At 37.6% G+C, this 23314-nt stretch carries 14 protein-coding genes; 6 read left to right on the top strand and 8 right to left on the bottom strand.

What is annotated here, in order from left to right:
• Positions 1-152 precede the first annotated feature (152 nt).
• Positions 153-3089: an nSTAND1 domain-containing NTPase gene (locus ABXH06_RS12275; protein ID WP_353518405.1), complete on the top strand. Its 2937-nt coding sequence runs from the start codon at positions 153-155 to the stop codon at positions 3087-3089.
• Positions 3090-3131: 42 nt separating this feature from the next.
• On the opposite strand, the gene ABXH06_RS12280 is transcribed toward ABXH06_RS12275, so the two are convergent.
• The gene (locus ABXH06_RS12280) at positions 3132-5126 is read right to left on the bottom strand and encodes a tryptophan halogenase family protein (RefSeq protein ID WP_353518406.1); all 1995 of its coding nucleotides are present in this window, start codon (positions 5124-5126) and stop codon (positions 3132-3134) included.
• 137 nt (positions 5127-5263) lie between these two features.
• On the opposite strand from ABXH06_RS12280, the gene ygjK reads away from it, so the two are divergent.
• Positions 5264-7678, top strand: coding sequence for an alpha-glucosidase (ygjK, locus tag ABXH06_RS12285; RefSeq protein ID WP_353518407.1), 2415 nt, complete (start codon positions 5264-5266; stop codon positions 7676-7678).
• A gap of 69 nt (positions 7679-7747) precedes the next feature.
• On the opposite strand, the gene ABXH06_RS12290 is transcribed toward ygjK, so the two are convergent.
• Positions 7748-8470 carry a FadR/GntR family transcriptional regulator gene (locus ABXH06_RS12290; RefSeq protein WP_311582288.1) on the bottom strand — a complete coding sequence of 241 codons (723 nt, stop codon included), beginning with the start codon at positions 8468-8470 and terminating at the stop codon, positions 7748-7750.
• Positions 8471-8710: 240 nt separating this feature from the next.
• Here ABXH06_RS12290 and lacZ point away from each other — a divergent pair, with 240 nt between their 5' ends.
• Together lacZ and ABXH06_RS12300 are read left to right on the top strand one after the other, a co-directional pair.
• Complete coding sequence (gene lacZ, locus ABXH06_RS12295; protein WP_353518408.1) at positions 8711-11854, top strand: beta-galactosidase, LacZ type; 3144 nt, start codon at positions 8711-8713, stop codon at positions 11852-11854.
• A gap of 66 nt (positions 11855-11920) precedes the next feature.
• Positions 11921-14254, top strand: a complete 2334-nt coding sequence (locus ABXH06_RS12300) for an aminotransferase class III-fold pyridoxal phosphate-dependent enzyme (RefSeq protein WP_353518409.1) — start codon at positions 11921-11923, stop codon at positions 14252-14254.
• A gap of 50 nt (positions 14255-14304) precedes the next feature.
• On the opposite strand, the gene ABXH06_RS12305 is transcribed toward ABXH06_RS12300, so the two are convergent.
• The 4 genes from ABXH06_RS12305 to ABXH06_RS12320 form a co-directional block, all read right to left on the bottom strand.
• On the bottom strand, positions 14305-15369 hold the full coding sequence (locus ABXH06_RS12305) for an aldose epimerase family protein (RefSeq protein ID WP_353518410.1): 1065 nt from the start codon (positions 15367-15369) through the stop codon (positions 14305-14307).
• Between the two features lie 142 nt (positions 15370-15511).
• Entirely contained in the window at positions 15512-17086 is a 1575-nt protein-coding gene (locus tag ABXH06_RS12310) for a sodium/sugar symporter (RefSeq protein ID WP_311582298.1), read from the bottom strand.
• A gap of 51 nt (positions 17087-17137) precedes the next feature.
• Positions 17138-18283: a galactokinase gene (gene galK / locus ABXH06_RS12315; RefSeq protein WP_353518411.1), complete on the bottom strand. Its 1146-nt coding sequence runs from the start codon at positions 18281-18283 to the stop codon at positions 17138-17140.
• Positions 18283-19326: a UDP-glucose--hexose-1-phosphate uridylyltransferase gene (locus ABXH06_RS12320; RefSeq protein WP_353518412.1), complete on the bottom strand. Its 1044-nt coding sequence runs from the start codon at positions 19324-19326 to the stop codon at positions 18283-18285. The genes galK and ABXH06_RS12320 overlap by 1 nt, the downstream gene beginning before the upstream one ends.
• Positions 19327-19470: 144 nt before the next feature.
• On the opposite strand from ABXH06_RS12320, the gene ABXH06_RS12325 reads away from it, so the two are divergent.
• Positions 19471-20478, top strand: a complete 1008-nt coding sequence (locus ABXH06_RS12325) for a LacI family DNA-binding transcriptional regulator (protein ID WP_353518413.1) — start codon at positions 19471-19473, stop codon at positions 20476-20478.
• 40 nt (positions 20479-20518) lie between these two features.
• On the opposite strand, the gene ABXH06_RS12330 is transcribed toward ABXH06_RS12325, so the two are convergent.
• Positions 20519-21238 carry a transporter substrate-binding domain-containing protein gene (locus tag ABXH06_RS12330; protein WP_353518414.1) on the bottom strand — a complete coding sequence of 240 codons (720 nt, stop codon included), beginning with the start codon at positions 21236-21238 and terminating at the stop codon, positions 20519-20521.
• A 308-nt stretch (positions 21239-21546) separates the two neighbouring features.
• Between ABXH06_RS12330 and ABXH06_RS12335 the strand changes: the two genes are divergently transcribed.
• The gene (locus ABXH06_RS12335; RefSeq protein ID WP_311582314.1) at positions 21547-22734 is read left to right on the top strand and encodes an amino acid aminotransferase; all 1188 of its coding nucleotides are present in this window, start codon (positions 21547-21549) and stop codon (positions 22732-22734) included.
• Positions 22735-22828: 94 nt separating this feature from the next.
• Here the strand turns inward: ABXH06_RS12335 and rraA are convergent, their stop codons facing one another.
• Positions 22829-23308 carry a ribonuclease E activity regulator RraA gene (gene rraA / locus ABXH06_RS12340; protein WP_353518415.1) on the bottom strand — a complete coding sequence of 160 codons (480 nt, stop codon included), beginning with the start codon at positions 23306-23308 and terminating at the stop codon, positions 22829-22831.
• Positions 23309-23314 lie beyond the last annotated feature (6 nt).

Consider the following 23314-nt stretch of genomic DNA (forward strand, 5'->3'; position numbering starts at 1 on the left):
GGTTTCCTTACCATTTCAATGTTTTTAATAAAAACTATTAAATTCAGTTGCTTAGTTTGGTTTTTAGATAGACATTGATTGGCATAACCTGAACTTATACTATAAGCTTTAGGAAAAATTTATCATTATTCTAAATAAAAGGTAGGAAATGAGTGGATTCTAAAAGGACTAAAGAGCAATCAGATCTATCTCGTACTTTTGTTTTAGGGGCATGGTCAGTTGACGGCGATTCTAACCAACTGATAAAAGCAGGTGAGCGCTTTGTCATTGAACCAAAAATGATGGATGTTCTCATTTACCTTTGCCAACATATAGGCGAAACGGTTAGCGCAGAACAATTATTAATTGCCTGTTGGTCCGGTACCTTTTACGGTGATGCACCGGTACAAAAATGTATTGCAGGGTTACGAAAAAAACTTGGTTGTAATGCTAAAAACCCCAGTTATATTGAGACCATTTATCGTCGCGGTTATAAAATAATAGCGGAAGTTGAATTTCCAACAACAGCTAACCAGGTGTCTGAAAGACAATCATTACAAAAGTGGACAAAAGGTTCGCCATACTTAGGGCTAAGTACGTTTCATGAGCATCACAGTAACGTTTATTTCGGGAGAACCAAAGCGATTGTTGATGTCATCTCCCAGTTAAAAGCGAGTGTTAATAGAGCAAATAACTTTTTATTGCTTTTAGGTAAAAGCGGTAGTGGTAAATCATCATTAATAAGAGCTGGAGTGTTACCTTTTTTAAACAGTCACACTGGATTTTCACAATTAAGAGTAACTCAATATCATATAGTAAGCCCTAGCCAAAGTATTGATGAATCACCAATAGCAACCCTTGTACATGCCTTAGTAAAACTTAACTTAATACATACCTCTATTGAATTGCCAACATTAATCTCACAAATTGCTGACGATCCTTTCGCGCTAAAAAGTGCCTTAAAAGATATTCCTAGTGAAAAGAATGAAGAAGTTAAGCTTGAACAATCTCAACAAGTTAAAGATTATAAATTGCTTGTTATTGATCAATTTGAAAGATTTTTATTGGATGAAGATTTAACTAAAGCCAATAAACAAAATTTAGTGAATTGTTTAACTATACTCGCGCAATGCCAACAGTTACTTTTCATCGCAATACTTAGAAATGACTTTTATGCTGAGTGCCTTGATGTAAATGGTTTTTATGAATTAAAAGATCAAGGAAAACAATACGACTTACAAGCCCCTACGCCGGTTGAAATAACTAGAATGATCAGAAATCCAGCCATTGCTGCAGGATTAAGTTTTGAGTATGACGAAAAAACCGAAGAACGCTTAGACGAAATATTACTCGCGGCAGCAGTAAAAAATCCCGATGCATTGCCACTATTAGAATACACCTTAGATTTGTTATACCAGCAACGTAATCGAGAGAATGTATTATTACTGAGCGCTTACCGTAAAATGGGGGGGATTGAAGGGGCAATCGCACAGCAAGCTGAAAAAGTATTTAATGAGTTGCCTAAAAGTGTACAAGCTTGCTGGGATAATATTCTTCATGCGTTAATTCAAGTTGACCACAAAAACAAACACAATGTTACTGCTCGAAAAGTCCCGATAAATTTTTTTAAAAAGCCTGATGAAAAAAAATTCATTCAACATTTTCTTAATGCCCGCTTATTTGTCACCCTCATTCAAACTAACACCGGTGAACAACGCCGTTATTCAACAGAAGATCGGGGTTACAGTGCTCAAAATATTCAATTTATTAGTATTGCTCATGAAGCTTTATTGCAGCATTGGCAACGTATTAAATTATGGTTAAACAACAATAGCGTTGCCCTACATAAACGAGAACAACTCGCGGAAGATTGTCAATTTTGGTTGGATAATCACAAAGCGAATGACGCACTACTTAACTCCAAACAAAAGGTGCTCGACGCTCAAGGTTTAATCAAAAGTAAAGCTATCACGCTAAATGATAACGAACTTGCATTTATTAAGCGTTCTAAACGCTACCAAGAAAGAAAAAAATTAGTGTTAAGCTTTGCCGTTATTGCGCTTATGGGATTTAGCATTCTGACTTGGTTTCAAGCGAAACAAGTGGCGAAAGAGCGCGATATTGCTTTACTGCAAAGTCAAAAAACAAAGGCAATTTCAACATTTTTAACAGATACATTAGCGGCGAGTAGCCCTTTTGTTGCTCAAGGTAAAGAAGTCTCATTACTTGATGTGCTTATCGATGCCGGAAAAAAATTAAATGATCCTACTCAAAATACCTATCCCGCTCATGTAGAAGCCTTACTTCATAAAACATTAGGTCTTATTTATATTGATTTAGGGAAAATAGCCCCCGCAGAACAACACTTATCTAAAGGGTTTGATATATACAAAGAAAATCAGTTAGAAAAAGATGAAGGTTATTTAGGTTTATTGTTCAATTTTAGCCGGTTAAATAATTTAAAGTACGGCATGGATGATTTGACGATAATAAAAGAAACTATTGATGTCAGTAAAACTATTTATGGCGATGATCATAAAGATACCTTAGGTGCCTTGGACAATTTAGGAAGTTATTATTTAAATAACAAAGAATTTGCTCAAGCGGAAGACATTTTTACTCAGGTTTATCAGAAGCGTAGAGAGTTTTTTGGCGAAAATTTTCGTCATACATTATATTCAGTTGAAAATTTAGGTGATCTTTATTATACCCAGCAAGACTACAAACAAGCAGAGCAATATTATCAGCTTTGTTATGAACAGTGGTTAAATAAATCAGGCATCAGTAATCCTTATAGCCTTTTTTGTTTAAAAGGGCTCGCTTTAACAAAGTTAGCAAACGGGCAATATCCTCAGGCTGAAAACTTATTAACCCAACTTATCAAAGCTGCCACACTTGTTTATGGCTCAGAACACCCTGAAGTGTTAGAGGCAAATCATTACTTAGCAAAGCTATTTATGGAAACAACAAGGGTGAAATTTGCTGAAGCACTCTTTCGACAAACGCTGCAAGCAAGAACGGTAGTGTTAGGGGGAAATCATAAGGATACTTTAGAAACAAAAGCGCAATTAACACAATTGTTAAATCAGCATCGTACAGAATTAAACTAAATGTAAGTATTCAAACATAAGCTATCGCCAATACCAGTTTTATTAAATATTTCTTGCTTTGTTTTCCTTGGCGATTAGCCGTGATACATGTTGCAAAGAGGACATCGTTAATTCGACCTGCTCGGTTAACTTTGCTGAACATTGTTGCGATGACTTAAATTGTTGCCATTTTATTTGTTGAAATACATATAAGCCGGTCACTTTTATTGCCGTGTCATCATTTAATCTAATGTCGAGTTTTACCGGCTCTAATAATTCATCATCGTTAACTGGTAATAGCGTAGTTGCATTCGTATTCTCAAGGTATCTTTTTCTATTGATATCGTCAGCGTGAAGAAGCTTACCTTGGTCAGTTAAATGGGTTAAATAAATAGGTGAATAGCCGGATGTTGTTTTCTTAAAAAACACCGGATATTGTTGGCTTACTTTTGATAGATGATTGTTGGGTACGTATTGCCATGGTTGACTTGTTGGTAAATTTTCTTGAGTAATGTCTATAGTAATTTCACGATTCAATTGATTAATTTGTGTCAATATTTCACGGTTTGTTGGTAATAAAGCAGGCATTTTTCTCTGTCTTGATTTTACTTTTTCAATCGCATTGTTTGATAATTTAGCTAATTCCGTTTCGTTACCCAGACAGTTCACTTGAGTATTAAACCCCATTCCATAAAGAATATATTGATAACTTGCTGCGGGAAATAGATCGTAAGGACTTAAAAAACCGTTGTTTTCTGGCGGTTGGTATTGCCATAAGGTCAGTAACTCTTTTAATGAATCAGGTATTGTTGCTGGGTCTCGGTTATCACGCCAAAAATCACTATCACCTCGTTTGCTCAGTACATAATGTAACTTTAAAAAGTCGATAATACGTTGCCATCGAAAGGTCATATTTTTGTTGTACTGGCGGGCGATAACATCCATTGCTTCACGACTCGCTGGCATTTGCAGGGCAAGTGTTTTAGCGGCGAGTTCCACCATGACTAATGCTGATGCTTCTAGAGGCTCTAGAAAGCCAGAAGACATGCCAACTGCAACACAGTTTTTATGCCAAAAGGTTGCTCGATATCCAGGGTTGATATCAAGTGTTCTAAAAGTAAGTTGTTCAATGTTATCTACAGATTGTGCTAAATATGATTTAAGTTGTGCTGTAGCTGCTTCAATAGTTGTATATTTTGTACTAAATACATGCCCAACGCCTCGCCTATTAGGTAAGCCAATATCCCATATCCAGCCCGCGGATTGTGCCGTTGATATGGTGGCAGATTCTACTGGCGCTTTTTCACAAGGGTAGGGAACCTGCACTGTAATGGCTTTATCTATAAACAATACCTCTTTTTTGCTGATAAAAGGCACTTGATAATGTTTACCTATTAATGCTGCTGCTTGACCCGAGCAATCGATAAATAAATCTCCGTTAATATCTCCGTGTTCTTTGGTGGTTAATGATGCAATATCACCGTTTGACTTACTTTTTACCGCGATAACATCATCAAGGATATGTTTAACGCTCAGTTTTTCAGTGCCATGTTCTGTTAATAGCTGTGAAAATTTACTGGCATTTAAATGATAGCCATAGTTTTCTATCGTCTTGAAATCGCCAAGGTTAAGTTGTTTAGGAGCACGTTTTTGCTGACAAAGTAATGCTTGTAAACAAACGGTTTCTGCAAAAGGCTTATCAGAGTATTGTTGTTGCCAAGCTCTCCCTAAACTGATTTGATCAAATGACTGTGGCGGGGTAAATGGATGATAGTATTCATCGCCTGGTTTATTGTTCACCCAATTTACAAATTTCGACGCTTGTTTAAATGAAGCATCGCAACGTTGCATAAAAGTTAATTCACTAATACCAATTTGTTGTAAGGTGTTTACCATGGTTGGCCATGTTCCTTCTCCTACACCTATGGTTGGAATATTAGGAGACTCAACTAAGGTTACGGAAAAAGGAGAATTTTCGTTAACGTGTTTAGCGGCAATTAAGCATGCAGTTAACCAACCTGCGCTACCACCACCTAATACAACGATTGATTTAATCATTTACTTTCCCCGAAAAATGTGAAGAATGTAAAATATATAGTATAAATGGGATATTTGAAAGGGTTCGCGAAATTGTTTCATCGCGAGGGTGAATATTTTTTCCATAAGTACTTGATATAAATAATAAAGAGGGCGTTATGTTAAATAGATGGTTCATAGGGGGATTATCCCTTTTCTTAATGAGTACTGTTCATGCTTTTGATGAAGATTATCAATTTAAAAACTTGATTAATCGTTCAGGCACTCCGGTTGCTCATCAAGATTTTGACCAATATGGTAACCAACAATATAACCCGTTATTTGACGCTGGTAGTTGGCATGGCTTTTTGTTACCAACTCATCATAGTGAATTAGGTGGTTTTACAGGCCCGATGGTCATTGCAGAAGAATATGGAGTATTTATCGCGCAGCAGTTAGAAAAACTAACGCTGATCAATCAAGAAAATGGTCAAGTTATCGACTGGCAAACATTTAGCCACGAAAAATATTCATTGCCTGGAAAGCTCGTTCAGAAATATCGTCGAGAAGATATCCACGTTACTTTTACCCTGCAATTTGTGTCAAACCGAACCGCACTCGTCAGCACTTCAATCGATAATTTAAGCTCAACAACCAGACAACTTTCTTTGTTATGGACAGGTGAATTATTATCGCAATGGACGCCCGAAATATCAGTGACTGAGCAATTTTCGAGATGGCAACGTAAATTATCTAAAACAGCACAAGGTGTGACGGTTAAGTTTGAACGACTTCGCAGTACTTGGAACATGATGTTTTCTGGAACTTCTCAGTATGTTATTAAGCGTTCAATTGACAGCGAAACAACGTTGGATCAGCAGCAGTTGTCTTATGCAAGCCAATCATCGCTGACTTTATTACCCAATGAAAATCAAACTATTTATTCAACGCAAAGCTATTACCATAATGAACAAGAAGCTAAGTCTGGAGAGGATTTAACCGCTAAAGTTTTAGTGAACCCTGAACAATTTTTATCAGATGCATCAATTCGTTGGCAGCAATACTTAACCAGTATTAAATTGATTGAAAATAAAAAACAACAAGATATCGCAGCCAAATCTATTGAAACATTAATTGGTAATTGGCGAAGCCCTGCTGGTGAATTAAAACATGATGGGGTAACGCCTTCAGTCACCGCAAGGTGGTTCAATGGTGTATGGGCATGGGATAGCTGGAAACATGCAGTTGCTATGGCGCATTTTGCCCCAGAAGTGGCAAAAGAAAATATTAGAGCCATGTTTGATTATCAGGTCAAATCTAATGATCCAGTTCGTCCGCAAGATCATGGCATGGTCATTGATGCTGTTTTTTATAACAAAGATAGTGCGCGAAGTGGTGACGGCGGCAATTGGAATGAACGAAATACCAAACCCGCATTAGCCGCTTGGGCTGTTTGGGAAATATATAAAACAACTCAAGATTTGTCATTTGTAAAAGAAATGTTTGAACCTTTATTAGATTACCATGATTGGTGGTATCGAAATCGAGACCATAATAACAATGGATTAATTGAATATGGCGCAACAAAACATCGTTTTCATAATGATGCACAGGGCAATATCAGTTTTAGTTTGAAAGTAACCGGAAAAAGTCATGACAAATATAAACAACATTGTCAGCCTGCTAATGAAGGATGGTTGTCTTGCCAAGGTTTAGCACTTTATGAGCAAGTACTGGCTAATGGTGATTATAAAGAGTTAGACATTGGAGCTCAACATGGCGCCGGTTGGGAGTCGGGTATGGATAATGCGGCGCGCTTTGGTTTTATTAATCAAACCCAGTTAACCGCATATTCGCAAAAACATTATCAAGGAAATTTAGCAAAAGCGAAAAAAGATTGGCAAGTAAGGTTTTTTGAAAACCGTGACAGACAAGGTCAGTTACTTGGCTTTTCTATTGATCAAGAGTCAGTTGAGTTAAATGCATACTTGGTGAAAGAAAAGAAAATATTAGCCGAGATGGCATCTTTACTAAACAAAGAGTCACTTAAAAATGACTTGCTAAAAGATATAAACAGCTTAACTCGCTTGATCAATCATTGCTTTTTTGATCAAAAAACTGGTTTTTATTATGACTTACAAATAAGTGCTAAAACTTTGAAGCCACTCGAGTGTCAGGGTGAGTTGTTGACACATCGTGGCATGGGGCCAGAAGGTTGGAGTCCGCTTTGGGCTGAAGTTGCCTCTGCAGAAAAAGCAAATAAAGTGGTTGCAACTATGTTATCTGAAAAGCAATTTAATACGCTAATTCCAATGCCAACAGCAGCATTAACAAACCCTGCATATGACAAAGATATTTATTGGCGTGGCCGTGTTTGGTTAGATCAATTCTATTTTGGTATTGAAGCATTAAACAACTACGGCTTCACTAAGCAAGCAAACACTATGGTTAATAAGCTGTTTAATAATGCACAAGGGTTAGTGTTAAACGAGCCAATTCGAGAAAATTATAACCCTGAAACAGGAGAAATGCAGGGAGCAACAAACTTTAGTTGGAGTGCAGCACATTTATACATGCTATCGCTGGAAAAATAGCTAAATCATTGTTTTTTATAAGTCGGGGGCTGAATTTTACTTAATGAGTTTAATTTAGCCGTTTTTACACTATTGATTTGCTTCAAACTTTTTAATTGCTTGATCAACAAGTGCTAAGGTAGCTGATTGTGTTTTCATCGCGAAATTGTATGCTTTAGTGGCATCGCCATTTTTAATTGACGCAAATAAATCGGCATGTGCTTGGTATTCACGTTCTGTTACTGGGTTAATGCGATTTGTGTAGCGTAAGTTTACTTGTAATGCTGTTTCAATAAAATTTTCTAATTGAATGAAGAAAGGGTTTTGTGTTGCATTTAAAATGGCTTTATGAAATTCAACATCAGAATGATGCGTAGCTTCTGCATCATTATTAACTTCAGCTAATTGCATATTTGACAGAGCGTGTTCGATAGATTCATAGTCTTCATTTGTCGCATAATGTGCTGCTAAAAATGCTGCTTGTGCTTCAACAGGTTGCCTTAACTGTAAAAAATGACGCAACATATATAAATCAGGTTTACCTACTAAAATCCAACCGAGTACGTCCGTGTCAAACAAGTTCCATTTGTTCTTTTCAACTACTTGAATACCTTTACGGGGACGTGAATTAATCAACCCTTTAGCCGTTAACATTTTTACCGCTTCTCGAGTAGCATTTCGGCTGATATCGTAAATTTCACCGAGCTCTGCTTCAGAAGGAAGTTTATCGCCTACTTTATATTTCCCTTTCAGTATTGCTCGGCCAAGCTCATGGACAAGTTGTTGAGTTAAATTTAAATGTCGAGCGTGCATGTGGTCCCTTTGAATTTATAATAAAGCCGAGAAAGCTTACTTAATCTTTTGATAATAAATGAGTAAATTACTTAACTCCAGCACTAACTTATTATTCATTTATTTTTATCCCATTAATAATAAAAATACCATTAAATTACATGTGATTACGAAATAGGCTTAATAAATATCTATTTTTCTCTTGTCTGTTATATTATATATTGTAGTATAAATACTATAAAGATTGAGAAGAGCATAAAAATGTTATTAAAACCAGTTTTCGCAGTAGTATCCTTGTTATTGTTAGTTAATATAGTTGTTGCAAGTGAATTAAAAGAACCATGGCGAGACCATACGGTATTTGCAATTAATAAGCTTGAACCACGAGCAACACTTTTTCCATTTCAAAGTGAAGAAGCCGCGTTGATCGATCAAAAAGAACTCAATAGTAACTTTATGTTACTGAATGGCTTATGGGCGTTCGACTGGAAAAAGACACCTAAACGCGCACCGAAATCCTTTTATTTACCTGAGTTTGATGATAGTCATTGGGGTACAATTGCTGTGCCGGGAAATTGGGAAATTGAAGGTTATGGCTACCCAATATACTTAGATGAAAGGTTTCCATTCACTACCAAGTGGCCAAATGTGCCTACCGACTATAATCCAATTGGCTCTTATCGGAAGACCTTTACCATACCTGATCAGTGGCGAGGGGAAAAAGTCTTTTTACATGTAGGAGCAGCAAAGTCATCGCTTGATGTGTGGTTAAATGGACAGAAAGTGGGCTTTAGCCAAGGCGCAAAAACACCTGCTGAATTTGATTTAACGCCCTTTATACAAACGGGTGACAATCTTTTAGCTTTTCAAATAAGACGATGGACCGATGCCAGCTTTTTAGAAAGTCAGGATATGCTACGAATATCGGGGATTGAACGAGATGTTTATTTATTTACAAGTAAAATGCAGCATATTTTCGATTTTCATGCTCAGCCACGTCTAATAAATAATTTTACACAAGGTGTATTTACTTTAGCGGTTACCGTTCAAAATTATCAAAATAAAAAGCAAGTTTCTCAGATTGAATATAAACTACTAGATCCAAGAAATGGAATGAAACCTGTCCTTAGTGGTCAGAAAAAAGTGCAACTTTTTGCTAAAAAATCGACGGAAATTTCGTTAATAGGCGAGCTAGACAAGCCTGCATTATGGTCTGCAGAAACCCCCAACTTATATACATTAGTGATTAATCTTCTCGATCATAATGGTCAGTTAATAGAGTCGGTGAAAGATGATATTGGCTTTCGTCATATTGAAATTAAAAATGCTCAACTATTGGTAAATGGTCAGCCTATTTATATTAAAGGGGTTGATCGCCATGAAACGGATCCACGCACGGGTCATGTTGTTGATAAAGCGTCGATGGAACGTGATATTCAATTAATGAAACAGTTTAATATTAATGCTGTGCGTTCTAGCCATTATCCGAACGACCCTTATTGGTATGATTTGACGGATAAATATGGACTATATGTGATTGACGAGGCAAATATTGAGTCACATCCGCTTGCAACAAATCCAGCAACACAAATTGGTAATGAAGAGAGCTGGATCCCTGCTCATATTGAACGGACTCGTCGTATGTATGAGCGTGATAAGAATCACCCTTCTATTATTATTTGGTCTCTTGGTAATGAAGCTGGCGAAGGTAAAGTCTTCGAAGCAACTTACCAATGGTTAAAAGAAAACGATAATTCGCGCCCTGTACAATATGAACCTGCTGGTACCGAGCATTACACTGATATTTTTGCGCCTATGTATCCATCAATTGAACGCTTAATTGAATATGCAGAGTCTGATCCGTATCGCCCTGGCATTATGATCGAATATGCTCATGCTATGGGAAATTCGGTAGGCAATTTAAAAGATTATTGGGCAGCAATAGAAAAATATCCTTCATTACAAGGTGGTTTTATCTGGGACTGGGTCGATCAATCATTGGAGTATGTTAATGATAATGGTCAAAAATACTATGCGTACGGTAAAGACTTTCATCCAGAATTACCGAGTGATGGTAACTTTTTAAACAATGGTTTATTCAACCCAGATCGTGTACCTCACCCACATGCATATGAAGTAAAAAAGGTTTACCAAAATATTCAATTTACCGCCTTAAATGCCAAAGCGGGTACTTTTGAAATTAACAACCAATTTTTCTTCACCAATATCGGCGAATATCAATTACAGTGGCAGGTTTCTGCAAACGGTGAAAAACTAGCGAGTGGCCAGCAATCTATGCCTGCTATCGCACCCCGTGAAACAGGCAAAATAACATTGCCTATTCGTAAGCTTTTAACTGATGACAGTAAAGAGTACGTGATTACGATAAGTGCTGTGATTAGGAGTAAGCAACCTTTACTCCCTATCGGCCATGAAATTGCTTTTGAACAATTTATTATTGAGAGCAAAGAACAACAAGCACCTTTTACCATTGCAGCGACTGGACAATTAATACAAGCAAAAGATCGGCAATTTATCCACTTCACAGGAAATGAATTTAAGGCGACTTTTGATAAAAACACCGGGTATTTAAGTGCTTATCAATATCATGACGAACAACTGTTGCTTGCACCTTTAAAGCCTAATTTTTGGCGTGCACCTACAGATAATGATTTAGGTAATAATATGCAAAACTGGGCTGCAATGTGGCAAACGGCAGAACAAGGTTTATCATTAACTAGCTTAAAAGTAAGCGATGCAGGGTTGTTAGCACGTTACCGTTCAAAGGACTTTGCAGGTTCATTTAGCTTACACTATGAGATTGCCAAAGACGGCAAATTACAAGTTACCTCAACCCTTGATTTAGACGATGGTCAAACGTTACCTAACTTGCCTCGATTTGGTATGCAACTTGTTATGCCAGGCCAATTTGAAAATTTAACTTGGTACGGTAGAGGACCCCATGAGACATACTGGGATAGAAAAACAGGTGCAAAAGTAGGATTGTATAAAGCAAAAGTAGATGAACAAATTGAACACTATATTCGTCCACAAGAGAATGCCAATAAAACTGAGGTACGTTGGCTAACGGTCACCAATGATAACGGTGTCGGATTTACAGCAGCAGGCGAGCAGTTATTAAATGTTAGTGCATGGCCCTATTTACAGGCTGATATTGACTTTGCTAAAGGTGACGCCTCTGCTTCTGCATCTGGGTTGGTGCCGGTAACAACGAAACACGCAATAGATGTTCCTCGACGTGATTTAACGACAGTAAATATCGATCACTTGCAGATGGGGGTAGGCGGTGATACCTCGTGGGGGCGTTTAGTACATGATAAATATTCCATTAAAGCGACAGATTTAAGTTATCGCTTTACCTTATCGCCGATTAATCTTAACTAAGGTATTTATGGTTGTGAATCTTACTAAAAAGTGAGGTTCGCATCAGCTTACACAACAGAGATCAGTATGAATTCAGTAAAGCCAACATTTACAATGGATACTTTATTAACGTATTTAAAGCAGCACTATCAATTAGCAGGCGAGTTAACGCCTCTAGCAAGTTATAGCGATCAAAATTTTTTATTAAATACTGGTCAACAGCGTTATGTCATTAAAGTTGCCAATGGAGCAGATAAAAAAGTTGAGCTTGAAATGCAAAACAGTGCAATGGCGCACTTAACTGCGAAAGGCTTACCTGTTCCTCAGGCTCAAAAAAATGAAGATGGCTATTACATTACTGAAATTCACGACGAAGACGATAACACCTTTTATTTAAGGGTACTTACGTATTTAACAGGTGATTTCTACGCTCAAGCAAGTTGTGAAGCTGTTGGGCCTGAGTTATGGGAAAACCTTGGGCAGTTTATGGCAACAGTAACTTCGGCGCTCGCAGATTTTCAACATCCAGGCGCCTACCGTTATTTCGACTGGGATCTAGCGCATGGTTTTTCGATTTGCCAACAAAAGAAACAATTTCTCAACAAAAAACAAGAGAAAATTGTCACTGACTGTTTAATGAATTATCAAGCCCAGACAATGCCGATTCTCGCGAAGTTGCCACGCAGTGTTATTCATAATGATGCAAATGATCATAATCTTTTAGTCGATAACATTACTAACCCTAAAAATATCTGTGGGTTGATTGATTTTGGCGATATGGTTTTTAGTCATTCTATCAATGAACTCGCTGTTACAGCGGCTTATGCCATGATGGGACAAGCTGAACCAATTGAAACCCTAAAAAGCGTCGTGGTTGGTTTTTATCAAGAGTATCCACTTAATAACGACGAATTCGATGTTTTACTGAGTTTGATCCTACTAAGATTGTGTAGCAGTGTGTGTAATGCAGCATTAGCCATGAAAAAAGAGCCCGATAACGACTACTTAGCGGTTTCAGTAGCGCCCGCTTGGCAGTTACTTAGTTACTTCAAACAACAACATATTTTTGCCATTACTTGTCAACTAAAGGCGGCATGTCATGTAAATCCTGACTCAGGGAAAAGTAAAAAAGATATAAAAACCTTTAGAGAAACTCATCTAGGTAAAACATTAAGCCTTAGTTTTAAAGAGCCGCTTAAAATTGTCCGAGGAAAAGGTACATATCTATATGATGAACTGGGTACTCCTTACCTTGATATGGTTAATAACGTTTGTCATGTAGGCCATTGCCATCCCAAAGTGGTTGCCGCTGGACAAGCACAAATGGCAAAACTTAATACGAATACGCGTTTTTTGCATGATAACTTGGTGACTTATGCAGAGAAATTATTAGCAACTATGCCAGAGCCTTTATCTGTGTGTATGTTTGTTAATTCAGGGAGCGAAGCGAATGAGCTAGCTTTTCGATTGGCAAAAAATTACACCGGTTCAGAAGAGCTCTTAACCGTCGAAGGTGCCTATCATGGTAATACTAATGCCTGTATTAATGCTAGTCCCTATAAGTTTGATGGTCCAGGCGGAGAAGGAGCAAAAAAATATGTGCACCAAGTTATGTTACCTGATCCCTATCGAGGAAAATTTTCCGGAAATAGTCTCATTAGTGCACAGGCATATGCTGAAGATGTACAACGTGTGATCACTGAACTTGGTGCACAAGATAAAAAGCCAGGGATGTTTATTTGTGAATCACTACAAGGGGTTGCTGGACAAATTATTATGCCAGTTGGATATTTGCAATCTGTGTATTCAATGATTAGAGATGCAGGTGGCGTTTGTATTGCAGATGAAGTACAGGTAGGTTTTGGTCGTGTTGGTAGCCATATGTGGGCGTTTGAAACACAAAACGTGGTACCAGATATTGTTACTTTAGGTAAGCCTATCGGCAATGGTCATCCAATGGCAGCAGTGATCACAACACAGGCTATAGCGGATGCTTTTGTTACTGGTATGGAATATTTCAATACCTTTGGGGGTAATCCTGTTTCATGTGCTATTGGACAGGCAGTTTTAGAGGTTATCCAAGAAGAAAAATTGATGGACAATGCATTTGAGACAGGGAAATACTTGCAACAAGAGTTAGAAAAATTACAACAAGTATATGAGGTTATTGGTGATATCCGAGGTCTTGGTTTATTTATTGGTGTTGAATTAGTCGTTGATCGAACGAGTAAGGAGCCAGCGACGGAGTTCACTGAACAACTGATTGAGTGTTTAAAAGCTCAACAGATAATTCTTAGTACAGAAGGCAAATTTCATAATATTTTAAAAATTAAGCCTCCTATGGTTTTTAATAAAGCTGATGCAGATATCTTTATAAAAGCACTGAAATACGGCTTTGAATTATTAATTAAGCAGTTGTAACCTTACTCAAGTAAACCCAGAATAAAATGTTATTGAGGGTAAAGAACCGGTTAAAATTGACTAAATTTAAAGAGAGTAGTTTGTCGGTAAATGTCTCCTTTTTCGACAATAATACTGGGGAAGTTTGCATGGTTAACCGCATCGGGGTAGCCATGAGTTTCAATACATAAACCTTTGAATTTATTCAATGGTTTACCATCACCGCCAAAATGGCTATTGGTTAAAAAGTTGCCGCTATACAATTGAAGGCCTTTTTCTGTCGATAAAACCTCCATGGTAAGGCCCGACTTTGGATCGAATAATTCAGCAACTTTTATTAAATCACGGGTTTTACGATCGATAATAAAATAATGATCATAACCATGAGCAAGCGTTTCAATATCTTTACCTATGGATTTACGGTGGCGAAAGTCAAATGCCGTATTGGTTACAGGTAGTAACGCTCCTGTTGGAATTTGTTGTTCATTTAGCGCTAGGATATGTTCGGCAGGTAACTCAAGTGTTAGATCTAAAATATCACGGGATGTTGTGCCGGCAATATTCCAATAAGTATGGTTCGTTAAATTAATAGGGGTGGTTTGATCGGCAATTGCTTGATAGCTGAGTGTTAACTCATTGCTATTGTTCAAACTATAGGTTATTTCAATGTCCATGTTTCCAGGGTAACCTTGATCTCCATCTGGACTGTGATATCGATAAATAACGCCGACAGTATTCGGTTTTTCAAAGCTTTCAAATGACCAAATAGCTTTGCTTATTCCCTCGGGGCCACCATGTAATTGATTGTCGCCTTCGTTGGCTGATAATTTAATTTTTTTACGATTAAGCGCAAAACAAGCATGGCTGATCCGGTTTGCTACTCGCCCGACTGTCACACCAAAATAATATGGGTTAGATGACCAATCAGCAACATTATGATAATTAAGTACTAATTCTTTATCAGCTTGGTTGTTGTGCTGACTAGGTACTGTGACAGACCAAATACTTGCTCCCAAGTTTGATAATGAGACGGTTAAACCATTATCGTTGGTTAAAGTAACAAGTTTAATAGGTTTGTCCAACGCACTGTTAATGATTTGCTTTTGAGCAATGGTTAAAGAATGTAACGATGTCATAAAATCTTCAGCAACAAAGTAAGGCAAAAATTCTTCCGTGGTGAAATTTATTCAACCTCGTTATATTCAAAGAAAATTACCGATTATAATTTTAGGTAAATGCGCGATTCTTTATTAGGGATTCGCGCATTTTTTCGACTGATTACCACCAAGCCGCGTACAAAGCTATTAAAATCAATGTTACGCCAAGAGCCGCTAGATTGAAGCTTTTTTCCGTTGAAAAGCTAATGTTTTTGATATCAACACAGCTATCGCTATTAGCTGTGTTACCTTGTAAAGAAACTAGGTAACATAATGCTAAACAGATTAAAAAGACTAAGCCAACACGATCCATAAATGGCAGTGATGGCCACGCAAATTTAAGCGTTAATGAGAAAACAGCTGAACCGATTGCGGCAGCGAGGGCTCCGTTGGACGTTGTACGTTTCCAAAACATTCCCATAACAAATATCACCACAATGCCAGGAGTAAAAAATCCGGTAAATTCTTGAATATACTGAAACGCTTGCTCAAACTTACCGAGTAAGGGCTCGGCAACCACTAATGCGATGCAAAGAGAAACTAAAGCTGCAATTCGTCCAATACGTACATAGTGTCGTTCTGATTGATTTGGCTTAAATTTATGATAAATATCCATAGTGAAAATAGTTGAAATACTATTGGTCATAGATGCTAAAGAAGAAACGATTGCTGCCACTAAGGCTGCAAAAACAAGACCTTTAATACCTTCTGGCATTAACGCCATCATTGAAGGGTAAGCTTTATCGGGCGTCGTTAAGTCAGGTTGTAAAATAACGGCGGCAATACCCGGTAGAACGACAATTAACGGCATAAGTAATTTTAAATAGGCGGCAAACGCGATCCCTTTTTGTGCCTCTTTAATATTTTTAGCAGCTAAAGCTCGTTGAATAATATATTGATTAAATCCCCAATAACTGAAGTTCATCACCCACATCCCACCAATTAGCACTGAAAGACCAGGTAAACTCATATAATTTGGATGATCGGGGCTTAAAATCATATCGAAATGGCCAGGTATTTCTGTGGTGATCCGAGTAAAGCCCGCAAAAATACCAGAGCCTGCACCGAGCGCATCTAAGGCAAGATAGCTCAAAAATAAGCCACCGAATACCAGGAGGGTTACTTGTAGTATATCAGTATAAGCAACCGCTTTTAGTCCACCGTACAATGAATAAGCTATCGAAAAAACGGCTAAAAATATCATACCGTACATCCAATCAACGCCTGCGACTGTTTCAATGGCTAAACCACCTAACCACAAAACAGCGGTAAGGTTGACAAAAATATAAACCGCTAACCAAAATATTGCCATAACGGTTTTAACACGATTATCATATCTTTGTTGCAAGTATTGCGGCATGGTAAATATTTTATTTTCTAAGAAAATAGGTAGCATGTATTTACCGACTAAAATCAAAGTAATTGCTGCCATCCATTCATATGAAGCAATGGCCATACCTAAAGCATAACCTGAACCAGACATACCAATAATTTGCTCTGCTGAAATATTTGATGCGATTAACGACGCCCCAATTGCCCACCAAGGAAGTGCTTTACTGGCAAGAAAGTAATCTTCGGTATTTGCTCCTTCACTTTTTTCATTGCGTGAAATCCACAAGGCTAAGATGAGTAGCCCTGCGACATATACCATAAAAACACCGCTATCTAGGGTGCTTAGTGTAGTTTCAAAATTCATTATTCCTACCTACCTGTTTTTTATTATATTAAGATATATTAATTTTTTTGATTACTCGTAGAATGCGCCATTGGTGGTACTACAAACAAAAATATCTGCAGTTAACCCGGTTTTATCTTTGTAACAACGAGTGATTTTTTCGGTGATCTGTTGGGTCATCTTATGGGGTGCTAATGCCACTACACAACCACCAAAGCCTCCTCCTGTCATTCGTACTCCACCATATTCCCCTAACTCTTGTGCAACTATTTCTACTAAGTAATCTATTTCAGTTGTTGTGATTTGAAAATCATTTTTCATGGAAAGATGTGAGTCTTGCATTAGTTTGCTCATCATTTTCATGTCATTATTGTTTAATGCCTGTAACGCTTTTTCAGTTCTAATATTTTCAGTGATGACATGCATGGCTCTTCGAAACAACACTGGCGATAATTCTGCTTGATTAGCTTGTAAATCCGCTAATGAAACCGCTCGTAAGGTCGGCTTATTAAAGTACTTAGCAACTTGCTCACATTGCTCTCGGCGAGTGTTATATTCGCTGTCAACTAGGCCTCGTTTAACGTTAGAATTGACAATTATTAAAGCTAAATTATCAGGAATATTGGCATATTGATAACGTAATGATTGGCAATCTAGTAACATCGCATGTGATTGCTTACCTAGGGCCGAGATTAGTTGATCCATAATGCCACAGTTACATCCGACAAAGGTATTTTCAGCTTGCTGCCCAATTAAAGCGGCTTTGACGCCATCTAGTGCTAAGTGATGAAGTTGTGCGAAAGTTTTGAGTACGGCAATTTCAAAACTTGCGGATGAACTTAATCCCGTCCCTTGAGGGACATTGCCACTTACCACAAGCTCTGCGCCAGTAAAGTGTGGGAAAACTTCACGTAATATTTTTAATGTGCCAGCGACATAATTAATCCAGATGCTGTCTGGGTTAAATGAAATTTCGTCTAAGTTAAAGTCAATAACTTCACTATCTAAGTCGACCGCAACAACACGGACTATGTTATCTGTACGCTTTTTGGCGGCGATATCTGTGCCAAAATTAATCGCTGCCGGTAACACAAATCCAGCGTTGTAATCGGTATGTTCGCCAATTAAATTAACTCGGCCAGGAGCATGACAAATTATATCGGGTGTGGAGGTAAAATGTTGCGTAAAAGCCTTGGTAATCCATGTTTTTCTATCCATTACACATCCTCTAAATAGTGTACTGATGAGGTATTTCTGAGTTTTTCAGCGGCCTGCTCTGGCGTTAAATCTCGCTGTGCTTCCGCCATCATTTCATAACCCACCATAAATTTTCGTACTGTGGATGAACGTAATAATGGCGGTAAAAAACTTGCGTGTAATTGCCACTCTGGGTGGGGCTTGTCATCAAATGGCGCACCATGCCACCCCATCGAATAAGGAAATGAGCAATTGAATAAATTGTCATAACGAATCGTGATTTGCTTTAAAATATCCGCGAGTGATGTTTGTTGGGTTAAAGTGAGATCTACCATTCGCTGCACATTGAATTTAGGTAACACTATCGTTTCAAATGGCCAAGCGGCCCAATAAGGAACAACCACCAACCAATCATCATTTTCAACGACTGTTCGCTCCGCAGCTTTGGCCTCTTTAATGGCGTAATCAAGTAATAGCGGTTGTTGATAATCGTGAAAATATTTATGTTGTCCGCGTTGTTTCTTTGCAATTAATGTGGGGATTTGTTGTTGAGCCCAAATTTGTCCATGCGGATGTGGATTTGAGCAGCCCATCATTGCGCCTTTATTTTCAAATATTTGAACTGAGCAATACGTTTTACCCAGTGCTTGATATTGTTGAATCCAGGTTTTGATAATGGCGCTAATTTCGTTCTGACTTAACTGTGGCAGTGTTTTGCTATGATCTGGTGAAAAACAAATGACACGACTTTCTCCTTGTTCTACGGAAAACTTAAAAAGCGGATCGTTTGAACTGATTTTAGGAGTATCCGTTTTTAAAGCGGCAAAATCATTTTGAAAAACATAAGTCGAGTTATATTGGTTGTTAACTTCGCCATTAATTCTTGTATTCCCCGGACACAAATAGCAATTTTCGTCATAACTAGGACGACATATCTGTTCTATTGATTCTATTTGCCCTTGCCAAGGGCGTTTAGCGCGGTGTGGCGACACCAATACCCACTCATCCGTTAATGGATTAAAGCGACGATGAGGATGTTCAGTTGGATCAAATATATTTGTCATCTTGTTTATTCACTTGGACTTTTTATAAAAGGGTAAACGTTTACATTTTTATTTGCAACAATTCTACTGATTTTTATTGAATACAATCTAATTAATCGTTAAGTTAGTCATATAAATATCCCAGTAAAGGTTAAACGATTACCCTTGTCGACAATAAAAGATGTTGCCAGTATTGCAGGCGTCTCTATTGCAACCGTTTCTCGTGTGGTAAATAACGGGCCTAAAGTTGGCAATAAAACGCGGGATAAAGTATTAAAAGTGATGGCTGAGATTGGCTACACGCCTAATGCAAATGCGCGTGCCTTAGTAAAGAAAAAAAATACCACGTTAGGCGTCGTCATTCCTGCCTTAAATGATCCGTTCTTTGCTTCATTAGCAAATGGTGTTGAACGTATCGCACGTGATAAGAAACAACATATGCTATTGAGTACTGGTGGTTTTAGTTGTGAAAGTGAACTGAATGCTATTAACCTACTGATTGAGCAAAGATGTGAATCTATGGTGGTACATAGCAAAAAACTTGCTGATGAGACATTAATAGAATTGAGTAAAAAAGTGCCAGGTATCATTTTTATTGACCGTATCATTCCCGGTATTGAAGAAAGATGTATATGGTTAGAAAATATTGAAGGCGGAAAAATTGCCGCGCGGCATTTATTGGCGTTAGGTCATGCTAACTTTGCTTTATTAAACAGTAATTTTGATATTGAAGATCCAAATTTAAGACGTAAAGGTTTTGTTGAAACCATTGAAAATGCGAATTCAGTGCAAGCCATTATTCAAGAAATAAATCATGAACCTACGCTAAAAGGAGGGGAAATGGCGGCGCAACAGTTACTCTCGCTAAATAAACCTTTTTCAGCTGTTTTTGCTTATAATGACGCAATGGCGATTGGCGCTATTTCCGTACTTGAAGATAATGGTATTCGAATTCCCGAAGATGTGTCCGTGATCGGTTTTGATGATGTATTATTGTCGCAGTATTCAAGACCTAAGCTAACGACTATGCATTATCCTATTGAAAATATGGCTGAAAATGCTGCCAAGTTAGCGATCGAGTTTGGTAATAACTCTGCATCGAAAAATGACTTTAAGCATCGTTATATACCCAGTTTAGTAAAAAGAGAATCAACTAGCAGTTGTCATGATTAGCCGCTAAGTTAGTCATTTTTTTAAAAATGACACTCTCTTGTTATTGTCTAATGGTAGAGGGGTTAACAAGTGTTTTATTGATTGTTTCTCGATAACTTTCAGCATTAATATCTAGTGCCATGTTATTTAAAATATGCGTTAACTTAGGCACTAATTCATGATGTTTTTTATGCAAATAATGAAATAACGGTTCTTTCCCTAATGTTTTGCCATAAATACTATGAAAAAACTGAGAGTCTATTTTTTTGAAATGTAATCCGACCGATAAAGGAAGTATGAGCGCATCTAGTTTATTTTTATTCAACATATCAATTGCTTGTTTAAAGCCTGTTAAACTATGACATGTTTCATTGAGTTTTGAGATAATTTTCTCAACGAGAACAACTCCTTTGATACAGCCTATCCGGTAAAAACTACTTATGTTTTTTTCATGGCTCAAGAGCTTTTTATTATAAGTAAACATTCTAATGTCGACATAATTAATCGCAACAGGCACTCTGATAAGATTCTTATATTGATTTTCTACATTGGTTATTCTTGATACTTCACCGTCTACTTCCCCATTGTTGGCTAAAAGTAATGATCTGCCTACGGGAGCATGAATAATCGTTAAATTTATGCCTAAATCTTGATAGGCTTTTAATAGCACACTTTCTGAAACACTTTGCACAGTCGCGTCATGTCCCCTACTTAAGGTGATTGTTTTTGCAACGGATAGCTTAGGTAATAATAGCAAGAAAAATACCAATAAAATTTTCACCTAATCTCCTTATTTATTGCATATGTGATGAGTGTAGCAGAAAATTGGATATTCAGCTTTGCGACTTACCTAGCTTTGCAGTGGTGAAATAATTATTGAAATAGCAAGGTGTTTAGCACGCAAGTATTGCTAATGTGAACGCAGCTATTTTTCTGCTTTAGAGAGTAAAAGCATTTTTACCTGCTTTTTGTAATTATTTATTCCTTTTTTGTGTATATTCTTTCAGTTTTTGCTACGAATTTGAGTCGAATTTGAGTTATAATCCGCGCTAACTATATTCATCAACGCAGTAAAAGGTATCAATCGTTATGTTTTCCCAGTTAAAGCAATTACCCGCCGATCCAATTTTAGGTTTATCGATTAAATTTAAAGCGGATAATAACCCTAATAAAATTGATTTAGGTGCAGGTATTTATAAGGATGCTGCAGGTAATACGCCAGTGTTAGACTGTGTAAAAGTAGCGGAACAATTTCGCGTTGATAATGAAGCAAGTAAAGCGTATTTAGGTTCAACAGGCTCGCCAGTATTTAATACGAAAATGACTGACCTTATATTAGGCGATCACAAGGTTATTACTGAAAATCGTATTCGCACTGTGTCTACTCCTGGGGGCACTGGCGCATTACGTGTTGCAGGTGAATTCATTAAAAAATGTACGCCTGGCGCGACTATTTGGGTCAGTAACCCAACATGGGCAAACCATAAAGGGGTATTCGAAGCAGCAGGTTTAATTGTAAAAACATATCCGTATTACGATTATGAAAACAACTGCTTAGATTTTGAAGGCATGGTAAATGCACTGAAAAATATTCCACAAGAAGATGCGGTTTTGCTTCATGCCTGTTGTCATAACCCAAGTGGTATGGACTTAAATCAAGAACAGTGGCAAGCGGTAGCAGAAGTTGCAAAAGATGTTGGTTTTATGCCAGTTGTTGATATGGCTTATCAAGGTTTCGGTACTGATTTAGACTCCGATGCATACGGTTTACGCTTAATGGCAGACACTGTTGAGCAAATGATTATTTGTAGTTCATGTTCGAAAAACTTTGGTTTATATCGTGAACGAATTGGTGCTTGCTCGATTATTGGGCGAAGTGCAGAGGCTGCTGATATTATTAATTCAGTGTTACTTTCTGTAGTACGTGTTGCTTATTCTATGCCGCCAGCGCATGGTGCAGCGATTGTTGAAACGATTTTGAGCTCGCATGAATTAACAACACAATGGCATGGCGAATTAAAAGAAATGCGTGACCGCATTAATAACATGCGTCAGTTGTTAGTTGATAAATTAAAAGAAAACGGTGTAGAACGTGATTTTAGTTTTATCACGAGTCAAAATGGCATGTTCTCATTTTTAGGTATAGATCAAGCGCAAGTGCAACGTCTACAAGACGAATTTAGCATTTATATTGTTGGTTCTAGCCGTATAAGTTTGGCAGGCATTTCAACTGACAATGTTGATTATTTAACGCAGTCAATTGCCAAAGTACTGTAGGCTAAAAGCTTCAGAGACTGATAAAAAAGCCCTGACTTTATTTAAAAGTCAGGGCTTTTGTCTAAATTTAATTGAGCTTTAGTTTTATCAATCGCTAAACAATCTTATCCTTGCTTACGATCACACCATCGGTATCGGCATAAAGATAACCACCTTGGCTAAATTCAACGCCACCAAAAGTGAGCTTAATGGCACGTTCGCCTGAAGTTACCGGAATTGATTTTCTTGGGCAGGTCCCTAATGCGTATAATGCAACAGGAATATCGGTTATTTGAAACGTGTCTCTGACATAACCATTAATAATAATGCCGGCGTAATTATTTTGATGAGCAAATTTCATTAAATTTTCACCCACTACCGCAAAGTATTCTTTATCTACATCAACAACAACGACTTTTCCGGTGCCATCTTCGTCACGAAGTAGTTTGATAAGATCACTATTGTTTTTATTGAGTTTGATGGTGATAATTTCGCCATGGCAGTTATCTACTCCGCCATAATTTTGAAAACCAGCCGCCAAAACCTGTACTTGGTCACTATATTCATCACAAAGGTCTGCAGTGAAAATTGTCATATATCT

The sequence above is a fragment of the Thalassotalea sp. SU-HH00458 genome (assembly GCF_040362795.1).
Taxonomy (GTDB): domain Bacteria; phylum Pseudomonadota; class Gammaproteobacteria; order Enterobacterales; family Alteromonadaceae; genus Thalassotalea_H; species Thalassotalea_H castellviae.